The 26,207-nt window shown below is 70.9% G+C and carries 22 protein-coding genes and 1 tRNA gene; 15 read left to right on the top strand and 8 right to left on the bottom strand.

From position 1 onward, the window contains the following. Positions 1–16: 16 nt before the first annotated feature. The 3 genes from ABD705_RS09575 to ABD705_RS09565 all read right to left on the bottom strand — a co-directional run bounded on the left by ABD705_RS09575 (position 17) and on the right by ABD705_RS09565 (position 2,148). A complete protein-coding gene (locus tag ABD705_RS09575) occupies positions 17–535 on the bottom strand; it encodes a VanZ family protein (RefSeq protein ID WP_344782945.1) in 519 nt (172 codons plus the stop codon). After that, positions 490–1,950, bottom strand: coding sequence for an NADP-dependent phosphogluconate dehydrogenase (gene gndA / locus ABD705_RS09570; protein ID WP_344782943.1), 1,461 nt, complete (start codon positions 1,948–1,950; stop codon positions 490–492). Before gndA ends, ABD705_RS09575 begins: the two co-directional genes overlap by 46 nt. 75 nt (positions 1,951–2,025) lie before the next feature. Then, entirely contained in the window at positions 2,026–2,148 is a 123-nt protein-coding gene (locus ABD705_RS09565) for a hypothetical protein (protein WP_344782941.1), read from the bottom strand. A gap of 239 nt (positions 2,149–2,387) precedes the next feature. On the opposite strand from ABD705_RS09565, the gene ABD705_RS09560 reads away from it, so the two are divergent. From ABD705_RS09560 to ABD705_RS09540, 5 genes are all read left to right on the top strand, one after another. Further along, positions 2,388–2,996: a 50S ribosomal protein L25/general stress protein Ctc gene (locus ABD705_RS09560; protein ID WP_344782939.1), complete on the top strand. Its 609-nt coding sequence runs from the start codon at positions 2,388–2,390 to the stop codon at positions 2,994–2,996. Positions 2,997–2,999: 3 nt separating this feature from the next. Beyond that, positions 3,000–3,584 carry an aminoacyl-tRNA hydrolase gene (pth, locus tag ABD705_RS09555; RefSeq protein WP_344782937.1) on the top strand — a complete coding sequence of 195 codons (585 nt, stop codon included), beginning with the start codon at positions 3,000–3,002 and terminating at the stop codon, positions 3,582–3,584. Between the two features lie 44 nt (positions 3,585–3,628). Continuing rightward, positions 3,629–7,249, top strand: a complete 3,621-nt coding sequence (mfd, locus tag ABD705_RS09550; RefSeq protein WP_344782935.1) for a transcription-repair coupling factor — start codon at positions 3,629–3,631, stop codon at positions 7,247–7,249. Between the two features lie 160 nt (positions 7,250–7,409). Further along, entirely contained in the window at positions 7,410–8,693 is a 1,284-nt protein-coding gene (locus tag ABD705_RS09545; RefSeq protein ID WP_344782933.1) for an alpha/beta hydrolase, read from the top strand. After that, on the top strand, positions 8,693–11,191 hold the full coding sequence (locus ABD705_RS09540; RefSeq protein WP_344782931.1) for a bifunctional lysylphosphatidylglycerol flippase/synthetase MprF: 2,499 nt from the start codon (positions 8,693–8,695) through the stop codon (positions 11,189–11,191). Before ABD705_RS09545 ends, ABD705_RS09540 begins: the two co-directional genes overlap by 1 nt. A 10-nt stretch (positions 11,192–11,201) precedes the next feature. On the opposite strand, the gene gdhA is transcribed toward ABD705_RS09540, so the two are convergent. Beyond that, positions 11,202–12,539, bottom strand: coding sequence for an NADP-specific glutamate dehydrogenase (gdhA, locus tag ABD705_RS09535; protein WP_344783527.1), 1,338 nt, complete (start codon positions 12,537–12,539; stop codon positions 11,202–11,204). Positions 12,540–12,671: 132 nt separating this feature from the next. Here gdhA and ABD705_RS09530 point away from each other — a divergent pair, with 132 nt between their 5' ends. From ABD705_RS09530 to ABD705_RS09515, 4 genes are all read left to right on the top strand, one after another. Continuing rightward, positions 12,672–13,271, top strand: coding sequence for a gamma carbonic anhydrase family protein (locus ABD705_RS09530; protein WP_344782929.1), 600 nt, complete (start codon positions 12,672–12,674; stop codon positions 13,269–13,271). An 81-nt stretch (positions 13,272–13,352) separates the two neighbouring features. Beyond that, positions 13,353–14,498 carry a Na+/H+ antiporter NhaA gene (locus tag ABD705_RS09525; RefSeq protein ID WP_344782927.1) on the top strand — a complete coding sequence of 382 codons (1,146 nt, stop codon included), beginning with the start codon at positions 13,353–13,355 and terminating at the stop codon, positions 14,496–14,498. A 98-nt stretch (positions 14,499–14,596) separates the two neighbouring features. Continuing rightward, positions 14,597–15,223, top strand: a complete 627-nt coding sequence (locus tag ABD705_RS09520; RefSeq protein WP_344783525.1) for a MazG nucleotide pyrophosphohydrolase domain-containing protein — start codon at positions 14,597–14,599, stop codon at positions 15,221–15,223. A gap of 31 nt (positions 15,224–15,254) precedes the next feature. Continuing rightward, positions 15,255–16,508 carry a histidine--tRNA ligase gene (locus ABD705_RS09515; RefSeq protein WP_344783523.1) on the top strand — a complete coding sequence of 418 codons (1,254 nt, stop codon included), beginning with the start codon at positions 15,255–15,257 and terminating at the stop codon, positions 16,506–16,508. Positions 16,509–16,515: 7 nt separating this feature from the next. Here ABD705_RS09515 and ABD705_RS09510 read toward each other — a convergent pair whose 3' ends face one another. The 4 genes from ABD705_RS09510 to ABD705_RS09490 form a co-directional block, all read right to left on the bottom strand. Next, positions 16,516–17,100 (bottom strand): dihydrofolate reductase family protein, encoded by a 585-nt coding sequence (locus ABD705_RS09510; protein ID WP_344782925.1) that lies wholly within the window; start codon positions 17,098–17,100, stop codon positions 16,516–16,518. 103 nt (positions 17,101–17,203) lie between these two features. After that, positions 17,204–17,680, bottom strand: coding sequence for a DUF4442 domain-containing protein (locus tag ABD705_RS09505; protein WP_344782923.1), 477 nt, complete (start codon positions 17,678–17,680; stop codon positions 17,204–17,206). Between the two features lie 249 nt (positions 17,681–17,929). Beyond that, complete coding sequence (locus ABD705_RS09495; RefSeq protein WP_344782921.1) at positions 17,930–18,538, bottom strand: dihydrofolate reductase family protein; 609 nt, start codon at positions 18,536–18,538, stop codon at positions 17,930–17,932. Positions 18,539–18,688: 150 nt separating this feature from the next. Further along, positions 18,689–20,083, bottom strand: coding sequence for an HNH endonuclease signature motif containing protein (locus ABD705_RS09490; RefSeq protein WP_344782919.1), 1,395 nt, complete (start codon positions 20,081–20,083; stop codon positions 18,689–18,691). A 133-nt stretch (positions 20,084–20,216) separates the two neighbouring features. Here ABD705_RS09490 and eno point away from each other — a divergent pair, with 133 nt between their 5' ends. The 6 genes from eno to ABD705_RS09460 all read left to right on the top strand — a co-directional run bounded on the left by eno (position 20,217) and on the right by ABD705_RS09460 (position 25,653). Next, positions 20,217–21,497, top strand: a complete 1,281-nt coding sequence (eno, locus tag ABD705_RS09485; protein ID WP_344782917.1) for a phosphopyruvate hydratase — start codon at positions 20,217–20,219, stop codon at positions 21,495–21,497. A gap of 135 nt (positions 21,498–21,632) precedes the next feature. Then, entirely contained in the window at positions 21,633–22,139 is a 507-nt protein-coding gene (locus ABD705_RS09480; RefSeq protein ID WP_344782915.1) for a septum formation initiator family protein, read from the top strand. Positions 22,140–22,194: 55 nt separating this feature from the next. Then, positions 22,195–22,731, top strand: a complete 537-nt coding sequence (locus tag ABD705_RS09475) for a DUF501 domain-containing protein (protein WP_344782913.1) — start codon at positions 22,195–22,197, stop codon at positions 22,729–22,731. Continuing rightward, positions 22,728–24,014, top strand: a complete 1,287-nt coding sequence (locus ABD705_RS09470) for a S8 family peptidase (RefSeq protein ID WP_344782911.1) — start codon at positions 22,728–22,730, stop codon at positions 24,012–24,014. The genes ABD705_RS09475 and ABD705_RS09470 overlap by 4 nt, the downstream gene beginning before the upstream one ends. A 13-nt stretch (positions 24,015–24,027) precedes the next feature. Further along, positions 24,028–25,506 carry an NAD(P)/FAD-dependent oxidoreductase gene (locus ABD705_RS09465; protein ID WP_344782909.1) on the top strand — a complete coding sequence of 493 codons (1,479 nt, stop codon included), beginning with the start codon at positions 24,028–24,030 and terminating at the stop codon, positions 25,504–25,506. A gap of 74 nt (positions 25,507–25,580) precedes the next feature. Next, positions 25,581–25,653, top strand: a tRNA-Leu gene (locus ABD705_RS09460). The last annotated feature ends 554 nt before the right edge of the window (positions 25,654–26,207 follow it).

Below are 26,207 nucleotides of genomic sequence, written 5' to 3'. Positions count from 1 at the left end.
GTTGCTATGGCGTAGCCTATGTCGCGTCTGTGAATCGCGTTCTCCGCGGTGCGAGCAGGAACGCGAGCAGCAGCATCAGCAGCATGCCGATCACCGCGCCGCCGGTGTTCGCGACGACGTCGCGCAGGTCGGGGACGCGGGTGGACAGCGCGAGCGCCTGCGTGGTCTCGATGGCGGTGCTGACCAGGGCGCCCAGCACCGGCGCGGTCCACCAGCCGCGCACGCCGAACCACAGCACGGCGAGCACGCCCAGCGGAATGAACATCGCGACGTTGGCGGCGAATTCGACGCGGTCGAACGTGATCCACGCCGTGGACTGATGCCGGGCGAACCAGCGCAGCAGCAGGTCGATCCCGCTGGCGATGTCGGCTCCGTAGGGCCTCGTGCGCAGGGTCAGCCAGCCCACTCCGAACAGATAGCCGGCTGTCAGCGCGGCCAGCACGAGGCGGGCCAGCCCGCGCTGCACGCGCAGCGCGCCGGTGCGCCGGCTCAGTGCGTGTCCTGCGCCGAGACCTCGGAGCGGTCCGCCGACCACAGCGTGTGGAAGGTGCCCTCCCGGTCGGTGCGCCGGTAGGTGTGCGCACCGAAGAAGTCGCGCTGGCCCTGGATGAGCGAGGCCGGCAGCCGGTCGGCGCGCAGGCCGTCGTAGTAGGCCAGCGACGAGGAGAACGCCGGTGACGGGATGCCGGACGCCGCCGCAGCGGCCACGACGCTGCGCCAGGCATCCTGGGCGCGGGTGAGCGCGTCCACGAAGAACGGCGCGGTCAGAAGCACCGCCAGATCGGGCTCGGCCGCATACGCGTCCGAGATGCGGTTGAGGAACTGCGCGCGGATGATGCAGCCGCCGCGCCAGATCTTCGCGACCGCACCCAGGTCGATGTTCCAGTCGTACGCCGCCGCGCCGGCACGGATCTCGTCGAAGCCCTGCGAGTACGCGACGATCTTCGAGGCGAACAGCGCCAGGCGCACGTCTTCGATGAATGCGTCGACGTCGTCCACCGCGGCCTTCGGCGCGGGCCCCGGCAACCCCGCCGACACGGCGCGCTGCTCCGGGTGGCTGGACAGCGAGCGAGCGAACACGGCCTCGGCGATGCCCGAGACCGGCACGCCCAAGTCGATGGCCGTCTGCACGGTCCAGCCGCCGGTGCCCTTGGCACCGGCCTGGTCGACGATGACGTCCACCAGCGGTGCGCCGGTGGCGGCATCCGTCTGCCGGAGCACCTCGGCGGTGATCTCGATCAGGTAGGAGTCCAGCTCTCCGGCGTTCCACTGGGCGAACACGTCCGCGATCTCGGCCGGCGTCTTCCCCGTGCCGCGGCGGATCAGGTCATAGGCCTCGGCGATCAGCTGCATGTCGGCGTATTCGATGCCGTTGTGCACCATCTTCACGAAGTGCCCGGCGCCGTCGTGGCCGATGTGCGTGACGCATGGCTCGTCCTCGGCCACTGCGGCGATGCTCTGCAGGATCGGGCCGAGTGTGACCCACGACTCGTCCGAGCCGCCGGGCATCAGCGAGGGGCCCAGCAGCGCGCCCTCCTCGCCGCCCGAGACGCCCATGCCGACGAAGTTGACGCCGGTGCTGCGCACGGCCTGCTCGCGGCGGATCGTGTCGTGGAACAGCGCGTTGCCGCCGTCGACGATGATGTCGCCCGGCTCGAAGACGGCCAGCAGGTCATCGATGACGGCGTCGGTGGGCGCGCCGGCCTTGACCATGATGATGGCCGTGCGGGGCGTGCTCAGCGAGGCGGCGAACTCGGCGTACGAGAAGGCGGGCACGAAGCCGGCCTCGGGGTGGGCGGCCAGCAGCTCGTCGGTCTTGGCGCGGGTGCGATTGTACACGGCGACGGTGTTGCCGGTGCGGCTGGCGAGGTTGCGGGCGAGATTGGAGCCCATCACCGCCAATCCGACGACGCCGATGTTCGCGGTGTTCTGATCGGTCGACTCGGTCACGGCGCGCTCCTTGCTGTGGGGGAATGACCCCACCAGCCTAGAGTCTGCGGCAGCGTGCGGCCGACGTGTGGCCGATCAGCGGTCGCGGTAGTTCTGACGGCCCAGGAAGAAGAACGAGACAGCGACACCGGCCACACCCAGCACCACGACGAGCCCGACATACGCCAGCACCAGGTCTGAGGCGATCTGTGCGTTCATGGGTGCCTCCTGGCGGTCGGGGTCAGACGTCGTCTCCATGTTAGCGGGCGACTGATAGACTCGGTCCGCAACTTCGGCGAGGGATGCCGCGTGCCGGCCGCAGCAGGCCGGGTCGCGCAGCATCCGTGATCGACGCGGTGATGCCGGCCTGGCGGCTTTCCTCACGCGTGTGCGTTCGAGTCGAACAAGAACCCCGATACATCAGAACCGACACGTCGTCGGTTCCGCAAGGAGAGAACATGTCTGACGACACCAACGTCCACGCCGAGCTGCGCGAGAACTTCGGCAAGGGCTTCGCCCGGCGCCTGCGCGCGGCGGGCAAGGTCCCCGCGGTCATCTACGGCCACGGCACCGACCCGGTGCACGTGGCGCTGCCGGGCCACCAGCTGTCCCTGCTGCTGCGTCGCGCCAACGCGCTGCTGGACCTCGAGGTGGGCGGCACGCAGCAGCTCACCCTGGTCAAGGACGTGCAGCGCGACCCGGTGCGGCAGATCATCGAGCACGTCGACCTGCTCGTGGTCAAGAAGGGCGAGAAGGTGCACGTCGAGGTCCCGATCGTCGTCGTCGGCGAGCCGGTCGCCGGCACCATCGTCAACCTGGATGCGGTCACCATCAAGCTCCAGGTCGAGGCCACGCACATCCCCCAGCACGTCGAGGTGGACGTCACGGGTCTGGACGACGGCGCGCGCATCACCGCCGCCGATGTCGTGCTGCCCAAGGGGGCCGTGCTCAGCGACGAGGCCGACCTGCTGATGGTCGCGATCTCGATCCCGGCCGCCGGCATCGACGAGACCGACGAGGCCGAGACCGCCGAGACCGCCGCCGTCGTGGAGGACGCCGCAGAATAGGCCATGGCGCAGACCTGGCTGGTTGTGGGCCTGGGCAATCCAGGCCCGCAATACGAGTTGACCCGGCACAACGTCGGGCAGATGGTCGTCGACCTGCTCGCCGACCGGCGCGGCGAGAAGTTCAAGACGCACAAGGCCGGTGCCCGCGTGGCCGAGGGCTGGCTGCGCCCCGGCGGGGCGAAGATCGTGCTGGCCAAGCTCAACTCGTTCATGAACGTCTCGGGCGGGCCGGTGGCGGATCTTGCCCGGTTCTATCACGTCGACCCGGCGCACATCGTGATCGTGCACGACGAGCTCGACATCCCGTTCGACTCGCTGCGCCTGAAGGCCGGCGGTGGGCACGGCGGCCACAACGGCGTGCGCGATGTCGCCCAGGCCCTGGGCTCGCCCGAGTTCGCTCGGGTGCGGGTGGGCATCGGGCGCCCGGCGGGGCGGCAGGATGCCGCGGACTGGGTGCTGAGCCCGTTCAGCGCCGCCGATCGCCGCGCGCTGCCGGTGCTGCTGGCCGACGCCGCCGATGCGGTCGAACTGCTGATCGGCGAGGGCCTGACCGCCGCCCAGCAGCGCTACCACGCCCCGCGCGACTGACGCCTCGTGCGCCGAGGTGCCGTGATCGGCCATAGAATCCTTCAGTGACAGTTCCCGGGATCGCGCGCGCCCTCGCGCAGGCCGAAGCCGTCTCCGACACCCTGGCCGCGGCCTCCGTCGACACCGATCTCGCGCTGGTCGAGGGCCTGGATGCTCCGATCCTGGCCGCGCTTGTGGAGCGGCGCCGGCTCGCCGGCCACCCCGCCGCGCTGCTGGTGATCACCCCGACCGGGCGCCGCGCCGACGCCATCGGGCCGGCGCTGCAGGCGCTGCTGCCCGGGTCGAGCGTGCTGCACTTCCCGGCGTGGGAGACCCTGCCGCACGAACGGCTGAGCCCGAGTGCCGAGACCGTCGGGCGCCGCCTGGACGTGCTGCGGCGCATCCACGAATGGTCCGGTGCCGACCCCGACACCCGCGGCCCGCTGGTGATCACCGCCTCGGTGCGCGGCGCGCTGCAGCCGCTGGCGCCGGGGCTCGCGCAGATCGCGCCGATCGTGCTGGCCGAGGGCGGCCGCGGCCATGACCTGACCGTGCTCAGCACGCGGCTGGTCGAGCGCGCCTACCTGCGCGTGGACATGGTCTCGCGCCGCGGCGAGTTCGCCGTCCGCGGCGGCATCGTCGATGTCTTCCCGCCCGATGCCGACCACCCGTATCGCGTCGAGTTCTTCGGTGACGAGGTCGATCAGATCCGCGCGTTCTCGGTCGCCGACCAGCGCAGCCTGCCGGGTGAGGTCGCCGCCGTCGAGCTGCTGCCCAGCCGCGAACTGCTGCTGAGCGACGACGTGCGCTCCCGGGCGGCGGGACTGGCCGATCGGCTGCCGGGACTGCGCGGCATGCTCGAGAAGATGGCCGCGGGGATCCCGGCCGAGGGCATGGAGTCGCTGACACCGGCGCTCGTGGACGATCTGGTCACGCTCGTGGACTATCTGCCGGATGCCGCCGCCGTGGCGCTGGTGGACCCGGAGCGGGCGGTGACCCGCGCGATGACCCTGGCCGAGACCAACCGCGAGTTCCTCGACGCGGCGTGGAGCGCCGCCACCGCCGGCGCGCGGTCGCCGATCGACCTCGGGGCGGGGGACTTCCTCACCCTGCCCGCGCTGCACGAGGTCGCCCGTGCCGCCGGCGGCGTGTGGTGGACTCTCAGCCCCTTCGATTCGGGTGCGGCCGACGCCCTCTCCGAGGGTCTGATCGACACCGACGGCGACACCGACGCGGTGCGCGTCGACGGGCGCGCGGTGCCCTCGTTCCAGGGCAACATCGAGGGCGCGACGGAGCATGTCGGGCAGCTGCTGGCCGACGGCTACCGGGTGGTCGTGACGGCGTCCGGCCCGGGCCTGGCCGACCGCGCGCGTGACGTGCTCGCCGAGCGCGGCATCGCCGCCCGGCGCGTGGACGAGGTGCTCACGGTGCCCGAGCCCGGCGTGGCGCACGTCGTGGTGGCGAGCCTGGAGCGCGGCTTCGAGTCCGCAGCCGCCCGGCTCGCGGTGCTCACCGAATCAGAGTTCTACGGCCGCACCATCGGCGCCGACTCGCGGGTCGTGCGCAAGCTCGCCTCGCGGCGGCGCAGCGTCGTCGACCCGCTGCAGCTGAAGGCGGGCGATCACGTCGTGCACGCCACGCACGGCATCGGCAAGTTCGTCGAGCTGACCCAGCGCGAGGTCTCCAGCGGCGGGCGCCATCCGGTCAAGAGCACGCGCGAGTACCTGGTGCTCGAGTACGCGCCGAGCCGGCGCGGATACCCCGGCGACAAGCTCTACGTGCCCACCGACCAGCTCGACCTGCTCTCACGCTATGTCGGCGGCGAGGCGCCGGCACTGTCGAAGATGGGCGGCAGCGACTGGTCGCAGGCCAAGGGCCGCGCCCGCAAGGCCGTGCGCGACATCGCCGTCGAGCTGGTCAAGCTGTATTCGGCGCGGATGGCGTCGAAGGGGTACGCGTTCGGGCCGGATTCGCCCTGGCAGCGCGAGTTGGAAGAGGCGTTCCCGTTCGCCGAGACCCCCGATCAGCTGCACACCGTCGATGAGATCAAGGCCGACATGGAGAAGCCGATCCCGATGGACCGGCTGCTGTCGGGCGATGTCGGCTTCGGCAAGACCGAGGTCGCCGTGCGCGCGGCGTTCAAGGCCATCCAGGATGGCAAGCAGGTCGCCATGCTGGTGCCGACCACGCTGCTGGTCAAGCAGCACCTCGAGACGTTCACCGAGCGGTTCGCGGGATTCCCGGTCAAAGTCCGGCCGCTCTCGCGCTTCCAGAACGACAAGCACGTGCGCGAGACGCTGGCGGGTCTGCTGGACGGCACCGTCGACATGGTCATCGGCACGCACCGGATCCTCACCGAGAAGGTCGTGTTCAAGGACCTCGGGCTGCTGATCGTGGACGAGGAGCAGCGCTTCGGGGTCGAGCACAAGGACGCGCTGAAGAAGCTGAAGACCAACGTCGACATCCTCGCGATGAGCGCGACGCCGATCCCGCGCACGCTCGAGATGGCCGTCACCGGCATCCGCGAGATGTCCACGCTGCAGACCCCGCCCGAGGACCGGCATCCGATCCTCTCCTACGTGGGTCCGCGCAACGAGAAGCAGATCGCGGCGGCGATCCGACGCGAGCTGCTGCGCGAGGGCCAGGTCTTCTACGTGCACAACCGGGTCTCCTCGATCCAGCGGGTGGCTGCCCAGCTGGCCGAGCTCGTGCCCGAGGCGCGCATCGCCGTCGCGCACGGGCAGATGGGGGAGGGCCAGCTCGAGCGTGTGGTGGATGACTTCTGGGAGCGCCGTGCCGACGTGCTGGTGTGCACCACCATCATCGAGACCGGACTGGACATCTCCAACGCCAACACGATCGTGATCGACCGCGCCGACAAGTACGGGCTGTCGCAGCTGCACCAGCTGCGCGGCCGGGTGGGGCGCGGTCGCGAGCGCGCCTACGCGTACTTCATGTACGACGAGAACAAGCCGCTGAGCGAGACCGCGGCCGACCGGCTCGAGACCATCGCGGTCAACAATGAGCTCGGGTCGGGCATGCAGGTCGCTCTGAAGGACCTCGAGATCCGCGGCGCCGGCAACCTACTGGGCGCCGAGCAGGCCGGGCACATCGCCGGCGTCGGCTTCGACCTCTACCTGCGGATGATCGGAGAGGCCGTCTCGGCGTTCCGCGGCGAGGACACCGAGGGGCCCGCCGAGCTGCGGCTGGAGCTGCCGGTGCAGGCGCGGATCCCCCCGACCTACATCGACAGCGAGCGCCTGCGCCTGGAGGCATACCAGAAGCTGTCGGCCGCGGCATCCGCCGCTGCCAAGGACGACGCGATCGATCTGGTCGTCGACGAGCTGCGCGATCGGTACGGTGAGCTGCCGGCCGAGGCCGAAGGCCTGCTGGCGGTGGCCCGGCTGCGCCGCCGCGCCGCCCAGGCGGGGCTGGCCGACGTCGTGGCGATGGGGCCGAACCTGAGGCTGGCCCCCGCGCACCTGCCCGACTCGATGCGGGTGCGCCTGCAGCGGCTGCACCCGAAGGCCAAGCTCGTGGCCAGCGGCGAAGCCGTCGTCGTGCCGCTGCCGACTGCGTCGGGCGAGCGCCTCGCGGATGCCGACCTCATCGCCTGGGTGGGTCGGCTGCTCGACCAGCTCTGGCCGCAGCCGGCCGCCGCCGCGCCGGCGCGGGCGGCCGGCTGACGCCGCCCGCTGCGGGTTCCGCGCGGGAGTGCCGCGTCGAGCCGACGCATAAGCGTTTGAGAGTCGACACCGAGCCCGCACCAATATGCTCACGCATGCATATAGCGGGCTGTTGGATGAAGGGCACCCGATGAACCGGTGGTTTCTGAACCTCGATGTGATGACCGGTCCGATCCCGGCGGCCCTGTGGGCGCTGACCGCGATCGCCGGCATCGTCCTGCTGGTGCGCGACGGCACGCGGCGGTGGGTGATCACCGCGCTGCCCGCCGTCATCGGCGGCGCGATCCTGGGCGTGGGCGTCGTCTGGTATTGCAACGCGGCCGACGTGTTCGGCGTGCCGCTGCCGCACGGCACCGGATGGTGGATGTCGCTGGCCGGCGGCGGGGTGGGTCTGGGGATCGCGACGATGTGGCGCAGTCCTTGGTGGCGCAAGGCGCTGGCGGCGCTGCTGATCGTGATGGCGCCGCTGTCGGCGGCGATCGGCATCAACGCCGGCTTCGGACTGACCCCGACCATCGGCGATGTGTTCGGCGTGAACACGCTGCCCAGCGTCGGCCGGCTGCCACCGGCCACAGGTCACCGGGCACGCCCCGCATCCGAGCCGCTGTACCGCACCTGGCGACCGCCGGCGACGATGCCCAAGGTCGGCCGGGTCGGGACCCTGTCCGGTGCGCTGAAGATCCCGTCGACGGGCGGGTTCGTGCCCCGTGACGCGACGATCTACCTGCCGCCGGCCGCGCTGGTGCCCAACGCCCCGGCGCTTCCGCTGGTCGTGATGATGAACGGCAAGCCGGGCAGCCCCAACCCATCCCATGTGCAGGCAGCACTGAACCGGCTCGCCGCCGCGCATCACGGGCTCGCGCCCATCGTGATCGTCGCAGATCAGCTCGGCAGCCCCGGTCACCAGCCGGCGTGCTCGCCGTACTCCCAGTTCGGCAACGTGTCACGGTATTTCAACTCGGACATCGTCCGCTACGCTCGCACGCACCTGAACATCATCGATGATCCCGCAGACTTCACGATCGCCGGGTACTCCGACGGAGGCGCGTGCGCGGTGAAGTGGGCGAGCGAATACCCGAAGATCTGGGGGAACGTGATCAGCATCTCGGGCGACCTGTTCCCCGGCGCCTCCGATCCGGCCACCGCCCTGAAAGAGGGGTTCCGCGGCAGCAAGGCGCACGATCTGTCACAACGGCCGGCCGTGTTCGTCACGGCGAATGCCGGCCGCTTCGCAGGGCATCACGCGTTCTTCACCGGCGGCTCGCTCGACCCGCGGTTCTCCGGCTACGCGCTTCGAAACGCCGAGATGCTGCAGCGGGCCGGGTTCGGCGTGTGGCTGCACGAGATCACGGGTGCCACACATGTGGGAACCGCGCTCAGCGGCGGCCTGCTCGCGGCGTTCGGCCAGCTCTACCCGCTGCTCGGCCTGGCACCGGCACGCTGATGCGCAGCGCCGGGCGGTTCCTGGCACGGTACCTGCGGCTCCACCCCTTCTCGGTGGTGATCGCCGCGACCGTCCTGATCAGCGGCTTCGTGTTCTCGCTGCCGCGCACCCACGACACCCGGTGGGTGTCGGCGGGACCGGTCACCACAGGGGAAGAGCATCTGTGGTGGACGCCGGTGACGGCGCTGCTGGTGCCCAGCTCGCTGCTGGATGCCGCGCTGTCGGCCGCTGTCGCGCTGACCGTGATGGCGTACATCGAACGGCTCATCGGCACGGCCCGCACGGTGCTGGCCTACTTCGGTGTGGGCGTCGTGGCGATCATGGCCGGCATCGGCCTGCACCTGCTGACCATCCTGCTCGGCACGCCGCTGCTGGTGCTGGCCCGTCCCGAGCTGACGCTGGATCCGGCGATCGGCATCTTCGCCGTGCTGATGTGCGGCAGCGCGTTCGCCCCGGTGCTGTTCCGACGGCGCATCAGGCTGATCGGCTTCGCCGTCGTCCTGACCTTCGCCCTGTACGGCGGCGATCAGGACAGCTTCTATCGGGTCATCGCCGCACTGCTTGGGCTGGGTCTGGGCGCCCTGCTCGGACGGGAGATGCCGGCGGCGCGCTCGGGGGCGCCGGTGCCCGCGCGCTCATGGCGGCGGATGTCGTTCGCCGAGTCGCGGACGCTGACGGCCGCCGTCGTCGCGGTGACCGGCGTGGGTCTGGTGATCGTGCTGCTGACGCGGACCGTCACCGGCCCGCTCGCGCTGGTCGTCTCCGGCTATGCGCAGGTCAACGGCAGCGAGGCATTCGAGAGCTGCGCGACGTATTTCCGCAGCGACTGCGATCTCGGCGCCGTGCACCCGCTGGCCCGCGGGCTCGGCGCCGTGCTGGTGAGCCTGGTCCCGGTCGCGATGAGCCTCGTGGCCGCGTGGGGGCTGCGTGCCGGGCGCCGCGCCGCCTGGGTGGCGGCCGTGGTCGTCAACGCCGTGAGCCTGGTGGCGACAGGAACGGCCGTGGGCATCCTCACGCTCATCACCCCCGTGCAGCTCGAACGCATGGGGGAGCGCTTCGCTCTGGCGGCGCTGCTGGCGGTGGGAGTGCCGGCCGCGGTGCTGGTGGCGCTCTGGCTGTGCCGGCACCGGTTCGCCCTGCCGAGTGGACGGGCCGCGGCGCGGCGCTTCGCCTGGACGACCGGTGCGGCACTCGCCGTCGTCGTGACGGTGTGGGCGGTGGCCGGTGCCGTGACGGGCGGACTCGGGCTGCCCCTGGGCTTTCGCGCCATCTTCGGGCGCTTCCTCGACGTGCTGCTGCCTGCCGGTCTGGTGCGGGCGCTGCCGCACACCGGATCTGCACCGCGGGGCGTGCTGGCCCTGGTCGACGAATGGGCCGGAGTCGCATTCTGGGTCGTCGTGATCGTGGGGCTCGTGGTGCTGCTGCGCGCTGCCGACCGTCGCGACGCGAGCGACTCGGCACGTTTTCGTGCGGTGCTGCGCGAAAGCGGTGGCGGCACCCTGGGCTTCCTGGGCACCTGGGCGGGCACGCAGCACTGGATCGACGCGGACGGCCGCGGCGCACTCGCATACCGCGTGATCGGCGGTGTGGCCCTGGCGATCGCCGATCCGGTGTGCGAGCCGGGCCGGGAAGCCGGGGTGATCTCCGGGTTCCTCGCGCTGTGTGACCGACAGGGGCTGACACCGGTGTTCTACAGCATCCATGCCCAGGCGCTGACGGAGCTGCGCCGCCGCGGCTGGCGGTACGTGTCGATCGGCGAGGAGACCGTCGTCAGTCTGCCCGGGCTGGAGCTGACCGGCGGGCTGTGGAAGCGGGTGCGCCAGGCGCTCGCGAAGGCCGAGCGGCAGAATCTGCGCACCGTGTGGGCCCGGTGGGACGAGCTGCCGGCCGCGATGGCCGCGCAGATCGAGGCGCTCAGCGAGCACTGGGTCGCTGAGAAGGCGCTGCCCGAACTGGGATTCACGCTCGGCGGACTCGCCGAGCTGCGCGATCCGGACGTCCTACTGCTGCTGGCCGTCGACGCGGACGATGTGCTGCACGCCGTGACCAGCTGGTTGCCGAGTTGGCGCGGCGGGGTGCGGGTGGGCTGGACGCTCGACTTCATGCGGCGCAGTGACGAGGCCATGGCCGAGATCATGGTCTATCTGATCGCCTCGGCGGCGCTGCGCATGCGCGATGCGGGCATCGAGGTGATGAGCCTGTCCGGGGCACCGCTGGCCACCCGGCCCCGCACCGACACGGCACCGCCTCCGGCCACGTCGCTGCTGTCGCGTCTGCTGGTCTGGCTCGCCGAGGTGCTCGAGCCCGTCTACGGATTCCGGTCCCTCTTCGAGTTCAAGAAGAAGTTCCATCCGGAGTTCGAGACCATCTACATGGCCTATGCCGACTCGGCCAGTCTGCCGGCGGCGGGACGGGCGATCGTGCGCGCGTATCTGCCGGCGATATCACCCCGCCAGACGCTCGACTTCGTGCGCACGCTCTCGGCACGGCACGACTGATGCCGTGGGCTCAGATCACGCCCTGGGCGAGCATCGCGTGCGCGACCCGCTCGAAGCCGGCGCAGTTGGCGCCCACGACGTAGTCGCCCTCGTGGCCGTACCGGCGTGCGGCGGTGAACGACGCCGCATGCACGTCGCGCATGATGGCGCGCAGTCGGTGCTCGCTGTCGGCGAAGCCCCAGTGCTCACGGCCGGCGTTCTGGGTCATCTCCAGCGCCGAGGTGGCCACGCCCCCGGCGTTGACGGCCTTGCCCGGCCCGAACAGCACACCGGCGTTCTGGAAGACCTCGACCGCCGCAGGGGTGGAGGGCATGTTCGCGCCCTCGGCGACCGCGCGCACGCCGCCGGCGACCAGGGTGTGCGCGTCGTCGACATCGATCTCGTTCTGCGTCGCGGACGGGATGGCGACATCCATCGGCACCTCCCACGGCCGTGCACCCTCGACGAAGCGCGCACCCGGCCGGCGGGCGGCATACTCCGAGATGCGCACGCGCTCGACCTCCTTGAGCTGGCGCAGCAGCTCCAGGTCGATGCCCGCCTCGTCGATCACATAGCCGGACGAATCGGATGCCGTCACCGGCACCGCGCCCAGCTGGCGCGCCTTGTCGATCGCGTAGATCGCGACGTTGCCCGAACCGGACACGCCCACGCGCTTGCCCTCGAGGGTCTCGCCGTGCACCGCCAGCATCTCCTGCACGAAGAAGACCGCACCGTAGCCGGTGGCCTCGGTGCGCACCTCGGCGCCGCCCCAGCCCGTGCCCTTGCCGGTGAGCACGCCCGACTCGTGGCGGTTGGTGAGCTTGCGGTACTGCCCGAAGAGGTAGCCGATCTCGCGCCCGCCGACGCCGATGTCGCCGGCGGGCACGTCGGTGTGCTCGCCGATGTGGCGGAACAGCTCGCTCATGAACGCCTGACAGAAGCGCATCACCTCGGCGTCGGACCGGCCGTGCGGGTCGAAGTCGCTGCCGCCCTTGGCGCCGCCGATGCCCTGACCGGTCAGCGCGTTCTTGAAGATCTGCTCGAAGCCGAGGAATTTGATGATCGACAGGTTCACCGACGGGTGGAAGCGCAGTCCGCCCTTGTACGGTCCCAGCGCGGAGTTGAATTGGATGCGGTAGCCGCGACCCACCTGCAGCGCGCCGTCATCGTCGACCCAGGGGACCCGGAACATGATCTGACGCTCCGGCTCGACCAGGCGCTCCAGGATGCCGGCGTCGACGAATTCGGGGTGCGCGTCCAGCACCGGACCGATCGAGTCGAGCACTTCGTGGACGGCCTGCAGGAACTCCGGCTCGTTCGGGTTGCGGGCCACGACAGTGTCGTAAACGCTGCGGACGGTGGACGACAGGGCAGTGAGAGTCGTGGTCACGATGAGGCTTTCTGGCCGATTTCGGGAGGCTCGCGCATACGCACGGACCGTCCCACTTTACCGACGGTACGCTGACGATCAGGCCGCCGCGATGTAATACAAGGAGCAGGCATGCTGTTCGAGCACATGGGTTCTCAGCCGAAGATCGATCCGACGGCCGTGATCGCGCCGTCCGCGGTGATCAGCGGCGACGTCACCATCGGCCCCGAATGCCAGGTGCTGCACGGCGCCGTGATCACCGCCGAAGGCGGCCCGATCGTCATCGGATCGAGCGTGATCGTGATGGAGAATGCGCTCATCAGGGCCAGCGCCGTGCATCCGGTGCACATCGGCGATCACACCCTGGTCGGGCCGATGGTGAGCATCGCCGGCGCCGTGATCGCCCCCGAGGTGTACCTGGCGACCGGAGTGCGGGTCTTCAACGGCGCCCGCATCGACAGCGGCTGCGAAGTGCGCATCAACGCCGTCGTGCATCTGCGCACGCACCTGCCCGAGCGCACCGTCGTCCCGATCGGCTGGGTCGCCGTCGGCGACCCGCTGCAAGTGCTGCCGGCCACCGAGCGGGAACAGATCTGGCTGGCGCGCCAGGATCTGGATTTCCCGGGCTACGTGTTCGGGCTGGACCGGGACACGCCCGATCTGATGGTGCAGCTGACCGAGCGGTACGGGCGCGGTCTCGCCCGACACGCGGACGACCGGCAGATCGACTGAACCCGGTACGCTTGCCGCAGGTGTGCCGGGAAGTCTGGTCGGCGTTCGTCGAGTGAGACGATCCGACCTTCGGAGGCACCCATGACACTGCTGCGCTCGGCGCGGTTCCCCGCGATCCTGCTGCTGGCCGCCGCCGCGTGCGGTCTGCTGCTGGCCAACACCTCCGCCGCCGGCGGCGCCTTCTTCGTGCAGGGGCTGCCGCTGGGCATCCCGGGCACGCCGTTCTTCCACACTGTCGGCGAATGGATCTCCGATGCGCTGCTGGTGGCGTTCTTCTTCACGGTGGCGGTGGAGCTGCAGTTCGAGCTGACGGCGGGGCAGCTGCGCTCGGTGCGCCGCGCCGTGCTGCCGGCGATCGCAGCGGCGGGCGGCGTCGCGGTGCCGGTCGCGGCCTATCTGATCGTCGCCGCACCGGCGGGACTCGCCGCCGGCTGGCCGGTGCCGACGGCGACCGACATCGCGTTCGCACTCGGCGTGCTGGCGGTCTTCGGCCGGGGACTGCCACCCGCCGTGCGGGTGTTCCTGCTGGCGCTGGCGATCCTCGACGACATCATCGGCATCGTCTTCATCGCGGTGCTGTTCGCCCACGACGTCAGCATCGGGATGCTGGTGCTGGGCGTCGTGCTGGCGGCGGCGTTCGCCATGCTCAGCCGGATGCTCGGCGGACGCTGGGGCCGGGCACTGGTCGCGGTGATGTTCGTGCTGGCGGTCGGCGTGTGGGCGGCGGTGCTGGCCTCGGGGGTGCACGCCACGATCGCCGGTGTGCTGCTGGGGCTGGCCATCGCGCAGCAGCCCGGGCTGCGGGTGCGGCACGTGCTCGAGCCGTGGGTGAATGGAGTGGTGCTGCCGCTGTTCGCGCTGTCGGCGGCCCTGGTGACGATCCCGATGGTGGGCGCCGGCGGCCTCTCGCCGGTGTTCTGGGGCATCGTGGTGGCGCTGCCGGTGGGCAAGCTCCTCGGCATCACGGGTGCCGGTTGGGTCGCGCAGCGCGCGCTGCGGGTGCCCGTCGCGGCCCGGCTGGGCCTGGCCGATCTGGTTGCGGCGGGGTGCCTGGGCGGCATCGGGTTCACGGTCTCGCTGCTGCTGGCGAATCTGGCCTTCGCCGGCGACGCCGACCTGCGCGACCAGGCGGTGCTCGGCGTGCTGTGCGGATCGATGGTCTCGCTCGTGCTGGCCGGAATCGTCGTATCGTGGCGGGCACACCATCACCGGAGGCTGGCAGCATGACATCCGATCCCGAACGAACGGTCCGTGCCGACGCCGACGCCGGCGACGCTGCCGACTCGGCCGGCGCCGCCGATCCGCTGCGCGGTGCCGCCGAGGTGATGCGGGCGGTGCGGGACCGCTGCGTGTGGACGCAGCAGATCACCCACCGCGACCTGGTGCCATATCTGATCGAGGAGAGCGCCGAGCTGATCGACGCCGTCGAGACCGGTTCGCGCGCCGATCTGCGCGAGGAGCTCGGCGACCTGCTCTGGCAGGTGCTCTTCCACGCGGAGATCGCCTCGCGCGACGCGGACGATCCGTTCGACATCGACGACGTCGCACGTGGGCTCACCGAGAAGATGGTGCGGCGGCATCCCCATGTCTTCGGCGACGCCGTGGCCCGCACGCCGGCCGAGGTGCTGGTGCTGTGGAACGCGGCCAAGGCCGCCGAGAAGCGGTCGCGCACGAGCGTCCTGGATGGCGTCAGTCAGCGGATGCCCTCGCTCGCCCTGGCGCAGAAGCTGCTCGGCCGCTCCGCCGCGGCCCGTGGGGGCGGCGGCGCCCCGTCGTACGGGGGCAGTACCGCCCCGCGGACCGAGGCCGAGCTCGGCGACGCGCTGCTGGAGCTGGTCGCCGTCGCGCGCGAGCGGGGGTGGGACGCCGAGCGCGCCCTGCGCGAGCGGCTGCGGATGCTGCAGGCCGACATCCGCGCCGGAGAGGCGGCGCCGGCGGACCTGCAAGGATAGACGCGTGCCCCCCGTGAACCCGCCGCGCGGCATGCGCGACTTCCTCCCCGCCGACAAAGCCCGCCGCGAGCGCGTGCTCGCCACCATCCGCGCGCGCTACCGCGCGCATGGGTTCGACGAGATCGAGACGCCGGTGCTGGAGGAGTACGCGCGTCTGCACGCCGGCATCGGCGGTGACAACGAGAAGCTCGCGTACAACGTGCTGCGCCGGGGGCTGTCCGCCGACGCGATCCGCGCGGCCGCCGACGACCCGGCCGCACTGACCGATCTCGGTCTGCGCTATGACCTCACGGTGCCGCTGGCGCGGTTCTATGCCACCCACCGGGCGCAACTGCCGACCGTGTTCCGCGCCATCCAGATCGCGCCGGTCTGGCGCGCCGAACGCCCGCAGAAGGGCAGGTATCGCCAGTTCCTGCAGTGCGACATCGACATCATCGGCGATGCCACCGCGCGCGGCGAGGCAGAGCTCGCGATCGCGACGCTCGACACGATCGATGCGCTGGGTCTGACCGGCGGCGGCATCCGCATCAACGATCGGCGCCTGCTCGAATGGATGCTGGGACACTTCGGATTCGCAGCGGACGAGCAGCCCGGCGTGCTCATCACGATCGACAAGCTCGACAAGACCGGGCCCGACGGCGTGACCGCCGAGCTGCGCGAGCGCGGTACGACCGCCGCGGCCGTGGACGCGTTCGAGGCGTTCCTGCACCGCCCGTCCACCGGCGCGCACCACCCGTTCGGCGAGCGGCAGATCCGCACGGCGCTGCCGGACGGCGCGCCCGACGAGGTCGTGGCGCACCTGGTCGAGATCGGCGCGGCGGTCGCCGCCGCGCAGGGTCCCTCCGGCGACGTGCCGCTCGAATACGACCCGTTCCTGGTGCGCGGCATGGGCTACTACACCGGAACCATCTTCGAGCTGTCGCATCCGAGTGTGTCGTATTCGCTGGGCGGCGGCGGCCGCTACGACGGCATGATCGGGCGCTTCCTCGGGCAGGACGTGCCCGCGGTCGGGTTCTCGATCGGCTTCGAGCGGATCGTGGACCTGGTCGCAGCGGATCAGGATGCCGCGGCCGACGCCGTCGTGCTGGTGCACGATCGCGACGTGCCGGTGGCCGAGCTCGCCGCGCACAAGGCGCGGCTGGTTGCGTCCGGCGCGCGAGTGCGCTTGGAGACGCGCACGAAGAACCTGAAGGCGCTGCTGGAGCGCGCCGCCGCCGACGGCTACACGTCGTTCGCGACCGTCGCCGCCGGGCAGGACGGCGCCGAGCGCAAGCCGCTGGCCTGATCCGGGCTCACCGCGCGTCGCGCACCGCATAGCGGTGCATCACGACGCCGCGGGCGAAGGACTGCTGCTCGAGCAGGTCCAGCTGCAGCGGCCGCTCCAGTCGGTCGAACAGCGGGCGGCCCGTGTTCAGGACCACCGGATGCGTGAACAGCAGCAGCTCGTCGAGCAGGTGGGCCTCCAGCAGCGCGGTGGCCAGCGTCGCCCCGCCCACGCCGATGTCGCCATCGGCCGACGCGCGCAGTGCGGCCAGATCGGCGATCGCGTCCGGCCCGCCGACGATCCGGGTGTTGTGGTCGGCAGCGGTGCGGGTGCGGGAGACGAGTACCTTGGGCGCGTCGGTCCAGATCGCGCCGTATTCGCGCAGGTAGTCGGGCAGGTCGGTGTCATCGCGCGCAGCGGGCCAGAACGACGCCATGATGTCGTAGACGATCCGACCCTGCACCAGCTGCGTCATGCGGCCGGCACGGGCATTGAACTCGCGGTGCAGGTCCTCGCCGATGCGCAGCCACTCGCCGCCGCCGTGCTCGCCGTCCTCGTGTTCGATCCGCAGGTCGAGCGAGACGTTCATCCAGTACACGAACCGTGCCGTCATGGCTTGACGCTACTGCGCGGAAGCTCTCAGGACCAGAGCGATGCCAACGAGGACTCGACACCGCAGAGGCAGGCGCGAGACCGGGCGCCCCGTCGACGCGGAGTCAGGCCGGTGAGCGCTCCTCGGTCACGCGCCGCTTCTCGCGCACGTACACCTCCCGGCGCACATGCGCGACCACGTCTCCGGCAGCGTCGGTGATGTCGGTCTGGAACCACTCGAGCACCTTCGCCCCGCCTCGCGCACGCTCGCGCAGGTCGGCGGCCTTCGCCTGCGGGACCTCGAAGCGGGCGGTGAGCACGCCGCGGCCAGGCTTGACGAAGTCGATCTCGCCCTTCGTGTCCCACACCACGTAGTCGCGGCCGAGCTGGTGGGCCACGAGCATGAAGAAGTACGGGTCGGTCATCGCCGACATCGACCCGCCGAACGCCGTCTTGACATAGTTGCGGGTCAGCAGGTTCACGTGCAGCTGCACCGTGACGCTGGTCCAGTCCTCCGCGAAGGGGCGCACCCGGATGCCACTGGCCAGATTCGGCAGCCAGGTGCTCATCGCGAAGGCGAGCCGCCGAGGGGTGATCCGCATGGGTGCCAGTGTGCCCGATCGTCGGTGCCGATCGCACATCGATTGTCGGGGAGCCACAACGCCGGTGCGCACGTCATGCGGCCGGGCCTTCTCGCCGCCGTGGCCCGATGCATGCCCGGCGGCGGCGGTTGCAGGAGGCGGCGCAGCGGGTACGGGAGCATCCGCACGAGCCGCTGGCCGTGATCGCGGCGGAACTCGGATACAGCGATCAGGCGCAACTGGCAGGCGACTTCCGCGCCGTGCTCGGGTTCACAGCTTCCGGCTGCGGTAGCGGATGTGGGTGGCCAGCGGCGAGTGCAGAACCTCGACGGGCTCCATTCCGAATGATTCGACGCCATCGAAGATCCGCTCGCCGGAGCCGAGCAGAACGGGGGCGATGTCGAGCGTGAGTTCGTCGACGACCCCTGCGATGAGCGCCTGCCGAACGGTCGACGCGCCACCGGCGATGTCGACGCCGCCGTCGCCGGCCGTGTCCTGCGCCCGCGCGAAGGCAGCGTCGAAGCCGTCGGTGACGAAGAAGAAGGTCGTACCACCCTCCATCTCGATCGGCTCGTGGGCGTGATGGGTGAGCACGAACACGGGTGCATGATACGGCGGCTCGGGCCCCCACCATCCGCGCCAGTCCTCGTTCCATTCGCCACGGATCGGCCCGAACATGTTGCGGCCCATGACGTAGGCGCCGCGCGGGCGCATCAGCCATCCGGCCGCGCTCCTGTCGGCGTCGGTGGCGCGCTCATCGCCGATATGCCAGCCGTGCAACTCGATGCCGCGCCGGCCGAGCGGGGTCTGGCGGCTCTGCTCCGGTCCGGCGACGAAGCCGTCGAGCGAGATCGACATGTGACACGTGGTGTCCGGCATCCGTGGTCCTTGCAAGGTGGGAGGTGGGAGGGGAATGGCCGCAATCTACCGGAGCGCACGGGCGGGCGGAAGGAGGACTGGAGCCTTCCCGGGCTCGCCTGGCCGTAAGGGGGCCGGCGCGCCTCGACATGAGCGCGCCGGGCGCCGCGCTCACCAGGGTGGTGGGTCGAGGTCGGCGCTGTGCCCGGTGGGGGAGAGCCAGCGGACCTCGCCGGTGTCCGGATCAGTCTCGAAGCGCCAGCGGGTCTCGGTCTTCATTCGGTGGTGCGGGTGGCACAGGGGTCCGGTGTTGCCGGCAGACGTGGCGCCGCCCTCGGCCCACTCGATCCGATGGTCGATCTGACAGTCCCGCGCGAGCCGCCCGCATCCGGGCATCGTGCACACCGGGTCACGGGCACCGAGCCACCGGCGCAGATCCTTCGGGACACGGTAGGTGCTGCGGTCGAGATTCAGGATCGTCCCGGTGACGGGGTGGGTCAGCACCCGGACCCAGCTGGTGGCGTCCCCGGCCAGGTGCTTCGCGTCGTCGAGCGGGATCGGTCCGTACCCGTCCAGGATCGCCGGCTCGTCGCCATGGCCGAGCAGTGTGAGCGCCGGAATCGTGATCGCGACGGACGGCCCCGCCATCGCCGGGGCGGTGTGCGCGGGGTCGGTCCCATGCAGCAGACCGATTGCGACATCCGCGCGCAGCTGGGTGAGTGTGCGGGCCTCGCCGTCCTGCGCATGCAGATGCCGGGCACCGGCATCCACCCGCGCATGAACCGCGTGCAGCTCGGCCGCCGGACCATAGACGCTGAACGTGGCCATGCCGTCGAGCTCCGCAGCCAGCCACGCCCCACGGTCTGCCCGGGACCGCCGATGCCGATCGTCGACCGACTCGGGGTGCAACCGCTCGCGCAGCGCCCGCGCATACGTGCGGAACTTTCCCGGCGTCAGCCGCGACCCCGCCGAGGCCGCGGCGTCGTCGAACGCGGCGCGCACACCCTCGTCGTCGGGCAGGCTCACCGCGAGTCCGGCGATCGTCTCGGCGTTGCGCTCGTCAACGAGTCCCGCGCGGAATGCGGCCCAGGTCTTCGGGCAGGATGCCTGCAGGTTCCGCGCGGTGTTCGCCCGGGTGCGGATCATCCACTCCGACATCCGCGCGCGCACCGCCAGGTCGCACACCGCGGCCCGCTCGGCCATCTCCACCCGCTCGGCGCGCACCTGCGCCGCCGTCCGGTCGCGAGGATCCCGCCAGTGCGGGTCGCGGGTCGGGTCCGGGCCGCACCACGGATCGGGGCACGCCATCGCATCCCCGATGATCTGCCCCGCCAGCGCGTACTGCTCTGCCACATCCACGCGGGAACGGGCCAGCGCGTCGGCGAAGGCATCCACCGCGCCATCGTGCACCGCACCGGACGCAAGCAGCCGCTCGCCCTCATCGGGGCCGCCCTGCGAGGCCACGTAGTCGTCGTGCTCGGCCAGCGCGACCGCGAGCGCGGCCGCATCGAGGAAGGGGGCGGCGCCGGACCGGTCCGCCGCCGGATCCATCGATGAGAAGTCCATACCTTCACAGTAGACAGGGGCTCCGACATCCGAACCGACATCCCCACTCTGGTGCGCGCACCGCCGCTCGCTAGACTCGAGGGCGGACCGACGACGCTCCCGGCAACCCTCCCCACAACTCAAGGAGTCCTCCGTGGCACTTATCGAGGCCGTCAACGCACGCGAGATCCTGGATTCGCGCGGCAATCCGACCGTGGAGGTGGAGGTGCTGCTGGATGACGGCATCGTCCAGCGCGCGGCCGTCCCCTCCGGCGCATCCACCGGCGCGTTCGAGGCGTACGAGCTGCGCGACGGCGACAAGAGCCGGTACGGCGGCAAGGGCGTGCGCAAGGCCGTCGCCGCCGTCATCGACGAGCTCGGCCCGGCCGTCGAGGGCACGGATGCCGCGGACCAGCGCGTCATCGACGAGATCCTGATCGAGACCGACGGCACCGAGAACAAGTCCCGGCTCGGCGCGAACGCGATCCTCGGCGTGAGCCTGGCCGTGGCCAAGGCCGCCGCCGACAGCGCCGACCTGCCGCTGTTCCGCTACCTGGGCGGCCCCAACGCGCACGTGCTGCCGGTGCCGCTGTTCAACGTCATCAACGGCGGCGAGCATGCCGACAACGGCATCGACATGCAGGAGTTCTTCCTCGCACCGATCGGTGCGTCCAGTTTCGAAGAGGCGCTGCGCTGGGGCGCCGAGACCTACCACGTGCTCAAGGGCGAACTGAAGGCCGCCGGCTTCAGCACGGGCCTCGGCGACGAGGGCGGCTTCGCCCCCGACCTTCCGAACAACCGCGAGGGCCTGGACTTCCTGGTCAAGGCGATCGAGAAGGCCGGCTTCACACCCGGCGCCGACATCGCGCTGGGCCTGGACGCCGCCGCCACCGAGTTCTTCGCCGACGGCGTCTATCGCCTCGACCAGAAGGACTGGACCGCGCCCGAGCTCATCGACTACTACGCCGGCCTCGTCGACGCCTACCCGATCGTCACGATCGAGGACGCCCTCGCCGAGGACGACTGGAACAGCTGGAAGCTGCTGACCGACAAGCTCGGTGCGAAGATCCAGCTCGTCGGCGACGACCTGTTCGTCACCAACCCCGAGCGTCTGGCCAAGGGCATCGGCCTGGGCGTGGCCAACTCGCTGCTGGTGAAGGTCAACCAGATCGGCACGCTGTCCGAGACGCTGGATGCCGTCGAGCTGGCGCACCGCTCGGGCTACACCACGATGTTCTCGCACCGCTCCGGCGAGACCGAGGACACCACGATCGCCGACCTGGTGGTCGCGACAGGCTCCGGCCAGATCAAGTCTGGCGCACCGGCGCGCAGCGAGCGGGTCGCGAAGTACAACCAGCTGCTGCGCATCGAGGAGGAGCTGGGCGACGCGGCGGAGTTCATCGGCCGCGCGGCCTTCCCGCGCTTCACCGCGTAGCAGGCGACGCGCGCCGCGCCTGAACGTTCACCGTCGGCGCGGCGCGCCCGTGCGCGGCGCGCGGGCGGCGAATTACAATCGGCATCTGCACGCCTGGTGCACGACCGGCTGCAGCACGCGTGAAAGGGGGGAGCCGTGGCCAGCAGAACGACCCCCGATCCACGCTCTGCCGCCGCGCGCAGCGCGCCCGGGCGGCGCCCGGTCGACGTGCGCGCGTGGCTGGCGGGATCCAGGCTGTCGGGGTTCACCGCGATCATGCTCGGACTGGTCGTGCTGGCCGTGTTCGTGCTCGTGCCGACGATCGGCACCTATGTCGGCCAGCGTCAGCAGATCGCCGCTCTCGCGCAGTCGGTGCAGGTCACCCGGGGCGAGGTGGCCGATCTGCAGCGACAGCAGGAGCGCTGGAAGGACCCCGCCTTCATCACGACGCAGGCGCGGCAGCGGCTGTACTACTTCAAGCCCGGCGAGATCGTCTATCTGGTCGACGACGACCTGCCGGCATCCGACATCCCGCGCGAGAGCGCACCCGTCAGCGGCACCGTGCAGACCACGCGCACCGACTGGATGTCACAGCTGGTGCGCTCGGTCGCGCACGCGGGCCTGGCCCGCACCGCCGTCGCGCCCGGCGGCGGGGCCCGATGACTGGCGGGCCCGGTGACCCAGCATCGTCCCAGCGGCCGCCGATAGCCTGATGCGCGTGACCCCGCCCTTCGCCCCGGTGACCGACCACGACCTCGCCGTGCTGGCCGAGCAGCTCGGTCGCCCGGCACGCGGCGTGATCGGCATCGCCGCCCGGTGCGTGTGCGGCAACCCGACCGTGGTCGCCACTGCGCCGCGGCTGGCCGACGGGTCGCCGTTCCCGACGTTCTACTACCTCACCCATCCCGCGGCCACTGCGGCGATGTCGCGGCTGGAGGCCACGCACGTGATGGCCGAGCTGGCGGACGAGCTGGCCGCAGATCCCGAGCTGCAGGCCGGCCACCTGCGTGCGCACCACGCGTACCTCGCCGACCGTGCCCGCTACGGTGACGTGCCCGAGATCGCCGGCATCTCGGCGGGTGGCATGCCCACCCGGGTGAAGTGCTTGCACGCGCTGGCCGGCCATGCCCTGGCCGGCGGGCCGGGCGTGAACCCGATCGGGGACGCGGCGCTGGCGCGCGGCGACTGGTCGCCGCAGCGCTGCGCATGCGCCCGCCCCGGGCCGATGCTGGATGCTGCCGGAGTCGCCGAATGAGGCGGCTCGTGGCAGCGCTGCTGGCCGGCGTGATCGCGGTGCTGGTGTGCACCGGTGCGTCGGCGACCCCGGGACCCGGCGAGGAGGGCGCCGCCGATGCGGTGCGGTCGCAGGAGTACTGGCTCGCCGACTACGGCATCGAGCAGGCGTGGAAGGTCACCCGCGGCGCCGGCGTGAAGATCGCGATCATCGACACCGGCGTGGGTCATGCGCCCGAGCTGGACCCCGCCGTCGTCGGCGGCACCGACGTATCGGGCGCGGGCAGTCCCGACGGTCGCACCCCGGTCGGCGTGCTCGACGCCAACCACGGCAGCTGGGTGGCGTCCCTGGCCGCCGCCCGCGGCACCGGTGCGGACACCGGCATGATCGGGGTGGCGCCGGAGGCGCAGCTGCTGTCGATCTCGATCGGCTTCACCGGTTCGCCGGTGCCGTTCACCGAGCAGATGGTGCGGGCCATGCGCTGGGCCGTCGACCATGGCGCCCAGGTGATCAACCTGTCGCTGACGACCAACACTCTGGACTGGGACCCGAGCTGGGACGACGCGTTCCTGTATGCCTTCGAACACGATGTCGTGGTGGTCGTCGCCGCCGGCAACCGAGGCAGCGGCACCGGCCAGGTCGGCGCCCCGGCCACGATCCCGGGGGTGCTCACCGTGGCCGGCGTGGATGAATCCGGACACGCCAGTGTCGAGGCATCCACCCAGGGCATCACGATCGGCGTCTCGGCCCCCAGCGAGCAGCTGCTGGGCGTGTCGGCCAACGGCGAGGTGGTGCAGTGGAAGGGCACCAGCGGCGCGGCACCGATCGTGTCGGGCATCGTCGCGCTGGTGCGTGCCGCCCATCCTGGACTGAGCGCGGCCAACGTCATCGAGCGCATCATCAAGACCGCCCGGCCCGCGCCCGGGATGACCTCGGTGCCCAACCCGTTCTACGGCTACGGGCTGGTGGATGCCGCGGCCGCCGTCTCGGCCGATGTGCCGCTGGTATCGGCCAACCCGATGGGCGACCTGCGGGAGTGGATCCGGCTGTACCGGCGGGCCCCGGTCGCACCCCAGCCGGTACCCACCGAGCAGGCCGTGACGGTGCCGCCGCTGCCCGAAGCAGAACCCGCCTCGCAGCCGCTCTCGCCGCTGCTGCCCACTCGCGACCGGGTGCTGTACGGCACCCTCCCCCTGGTAGCGGTCACCCTGCCCGCTATACTGGTAGCGCTCGGCGTCACCGCTGCTGCCCGACGCATCCGATCGGCGCGCACCTCTCGCACGCCACGCCGCCAAAAACTCTAGGAGTTTTCCCCCCGTGAACACTGCCGCGACCACTGCGCCCAAGATTCTCATCGTCGGCGGTGGATACGCCGGCTTCTACACCGCGTGGAAGCTCGAGAAGCATCTGCGTCGCGGCGAGGCCGAGGTCACCATGGTCGACCCGCTGCCCTACCTGACCTACCAGCCGTTCCTGCCCGAGGTCGCCGCCGGCTCGATCGAGCCGCGGCACGCGGTCGTCGCGCACCGCCGGCACCTGAAGCGCACCACCGTGATCAACGCGAAGATCACCGGGATCAACCACGCAGCCAAGACCGCGACCATCACCGGCCCGGACGGCCAGAGCTGGGAGCACGCCTACGACCAGATCGTCGTGACCGCCGGTTCGGTCTCGCGCACCTTCCCGATCCCCGGCATCGCCGACAACGCGATCGGCATGAAGACGATCGAAGAGGCCGTCGCGGTGCGCGACCGGGTGATGAGCAACTTCGACCGGGCCGCGGCACTGCCCGCAGGTCCCGAGCGCGACCGGCTGCTGACCGTCGTCGTCGTCGGCGGCGGATTCGCCGGCATCGAGGCGTTCGCGGAGCTGCGGTCACTGGCGTCGGCGCTGCTGAAGGACTACCCGCAGCTGTCGTTCGACGACACCCACTTCCACCTGATCGAGGCGATGGGCCGGATCATGCCGGAGGTGTCGCTGAAGACGAGCGAGTGGGTGCTGAAGGACCTCGCCAAGCGCGGCGCGTACGTGCATCTGGATACGCAGGTCACCGGCGCGGTGAACGGCAACGTCGAGCTGTCCACCGGAGAGACACTGCCGTCGGACCTGATCGTGTGGACGGCCGGTGTCATGGCCAACCCGACCGTGGTGCGCGGCGGCGACCTGCCCGTCGAAGAGCGCGGGCGCATCCGCACCCGCGCCGACCTGCGCGTGGGCACCGCCGAAGCGGCCGTCGAGGGCGCCTGGGCGGCGGGGGATGTCTCCGCGGTGCCGGATCTGAGCGGTGGCGGCGTCGGCGGGTACTGCGTGCCCAACGCCCAGCACGCGGTGCGGCAGGCCAAGCTTCTCGCCAAGAACCTCGTGGCGGTGCTGCGCGGCGAGGCGCCGCGCGACTACCTGCACAAGAACCTCGGTGCCGTCGCCGGCCTGGGGTTGTACAACGGCGTGTTCCAGTCGGGCAACTTCGCCCTGAAGGGCTTCGTCGCCTGGCTCGCGCATCGCGGCTACCACGGTCTGGCCATGCCGACGTGGGAGCGCAAGTGGCGCGTGCTGTGGGGCTGGTGGAACAACCTGTGGCTGGGTCGCGACATCGTCAGCCTCGAGGCCGTGCAGACTCCGCGGGCCGTATTCGAGCAGTTCGCGGCGCGCCCACGCCCGCCGCAGCCGGTCGAGGCCGCGCCGAAGAAGGACGCACCCGCGGGGCCGGCCGAGTCCAAGGCCGCCTCCGACGGCGGGAAGGCTGCGGCCAAGAAGCCGGCCAAGAAGCCGGCCAAGAAGGCATCGGCTTCGGCCTGACGAGATCTCGCAGAGCACCCGCGCACCGGATGGCGCGCGGGTGCTCTGCGCCGGTCGGTAGGCTGGCGCGGTGGGCCCCCATAGCCCAACGGCAGAGGCAGGCGACTTAAAATCGCTCCAGTCTGGGTTCGAATCCCAGTGGGGGCACTTCTGGCGTTCCATACTCCCGACTGGGATCGCGGCATGCGCGCTCGGCGCACATCTCCACTTGACGGGTCGGGTGAAGCGGGCACCTTTGTGTGTCGGCAGGATCTCGCCGCGCACGACTGCCTTCCGGAAGGGCTCGACAATCCGCCTGGTCGTGCCGAACCTGCGTGCCATCCATGCGTGTCATCAGACGGCAACGCCCCCGTCCGAGCTCCCCCAGTGGTCTGTGCTCGGACGGGGGCGTTCTTCCTTCCCCAGGCGAGAAGAATAACAACCCGGTGGCCGGATCAGAAGAACGGATTTGAGCGGTGTCCCCGGCGCGGAGGACAGTGTGGAGAGCCGTAATCGACACGAACCTGAGGATTTGCTCAGGAGTCGAGAGTTGTCCCCCATTTGGGGGACACGCCTCATGTATGGTGAGACTCGTTCGAACGCTCTGGGGGCGTGAAGAACGTGGGCATCCGACACCGGTTCAATCACTGGGGAAGCGAATCGGCAGGATGCCCCCAGAGCTTCCGCTCCCGGTGCCGAGAGGCGTGGGTGCCGCGAGCAGA

The organism is Microbacterium kribbense (assembly GCF_039537285.1).
In the GTDB taxonomy this organism is placed as follows: domain Bacteria; phylum Actinomycetota; class Actinomycetes; order Actinomycetales; family Microbacteriaceae; genus Microbacterium; species Microbacterium kribbense.
The sequence above is the reverse complement of the archived record's forward strand: the minus strand, read 5'-3'. Positions and strand labels throughout refer to the sequence as shown.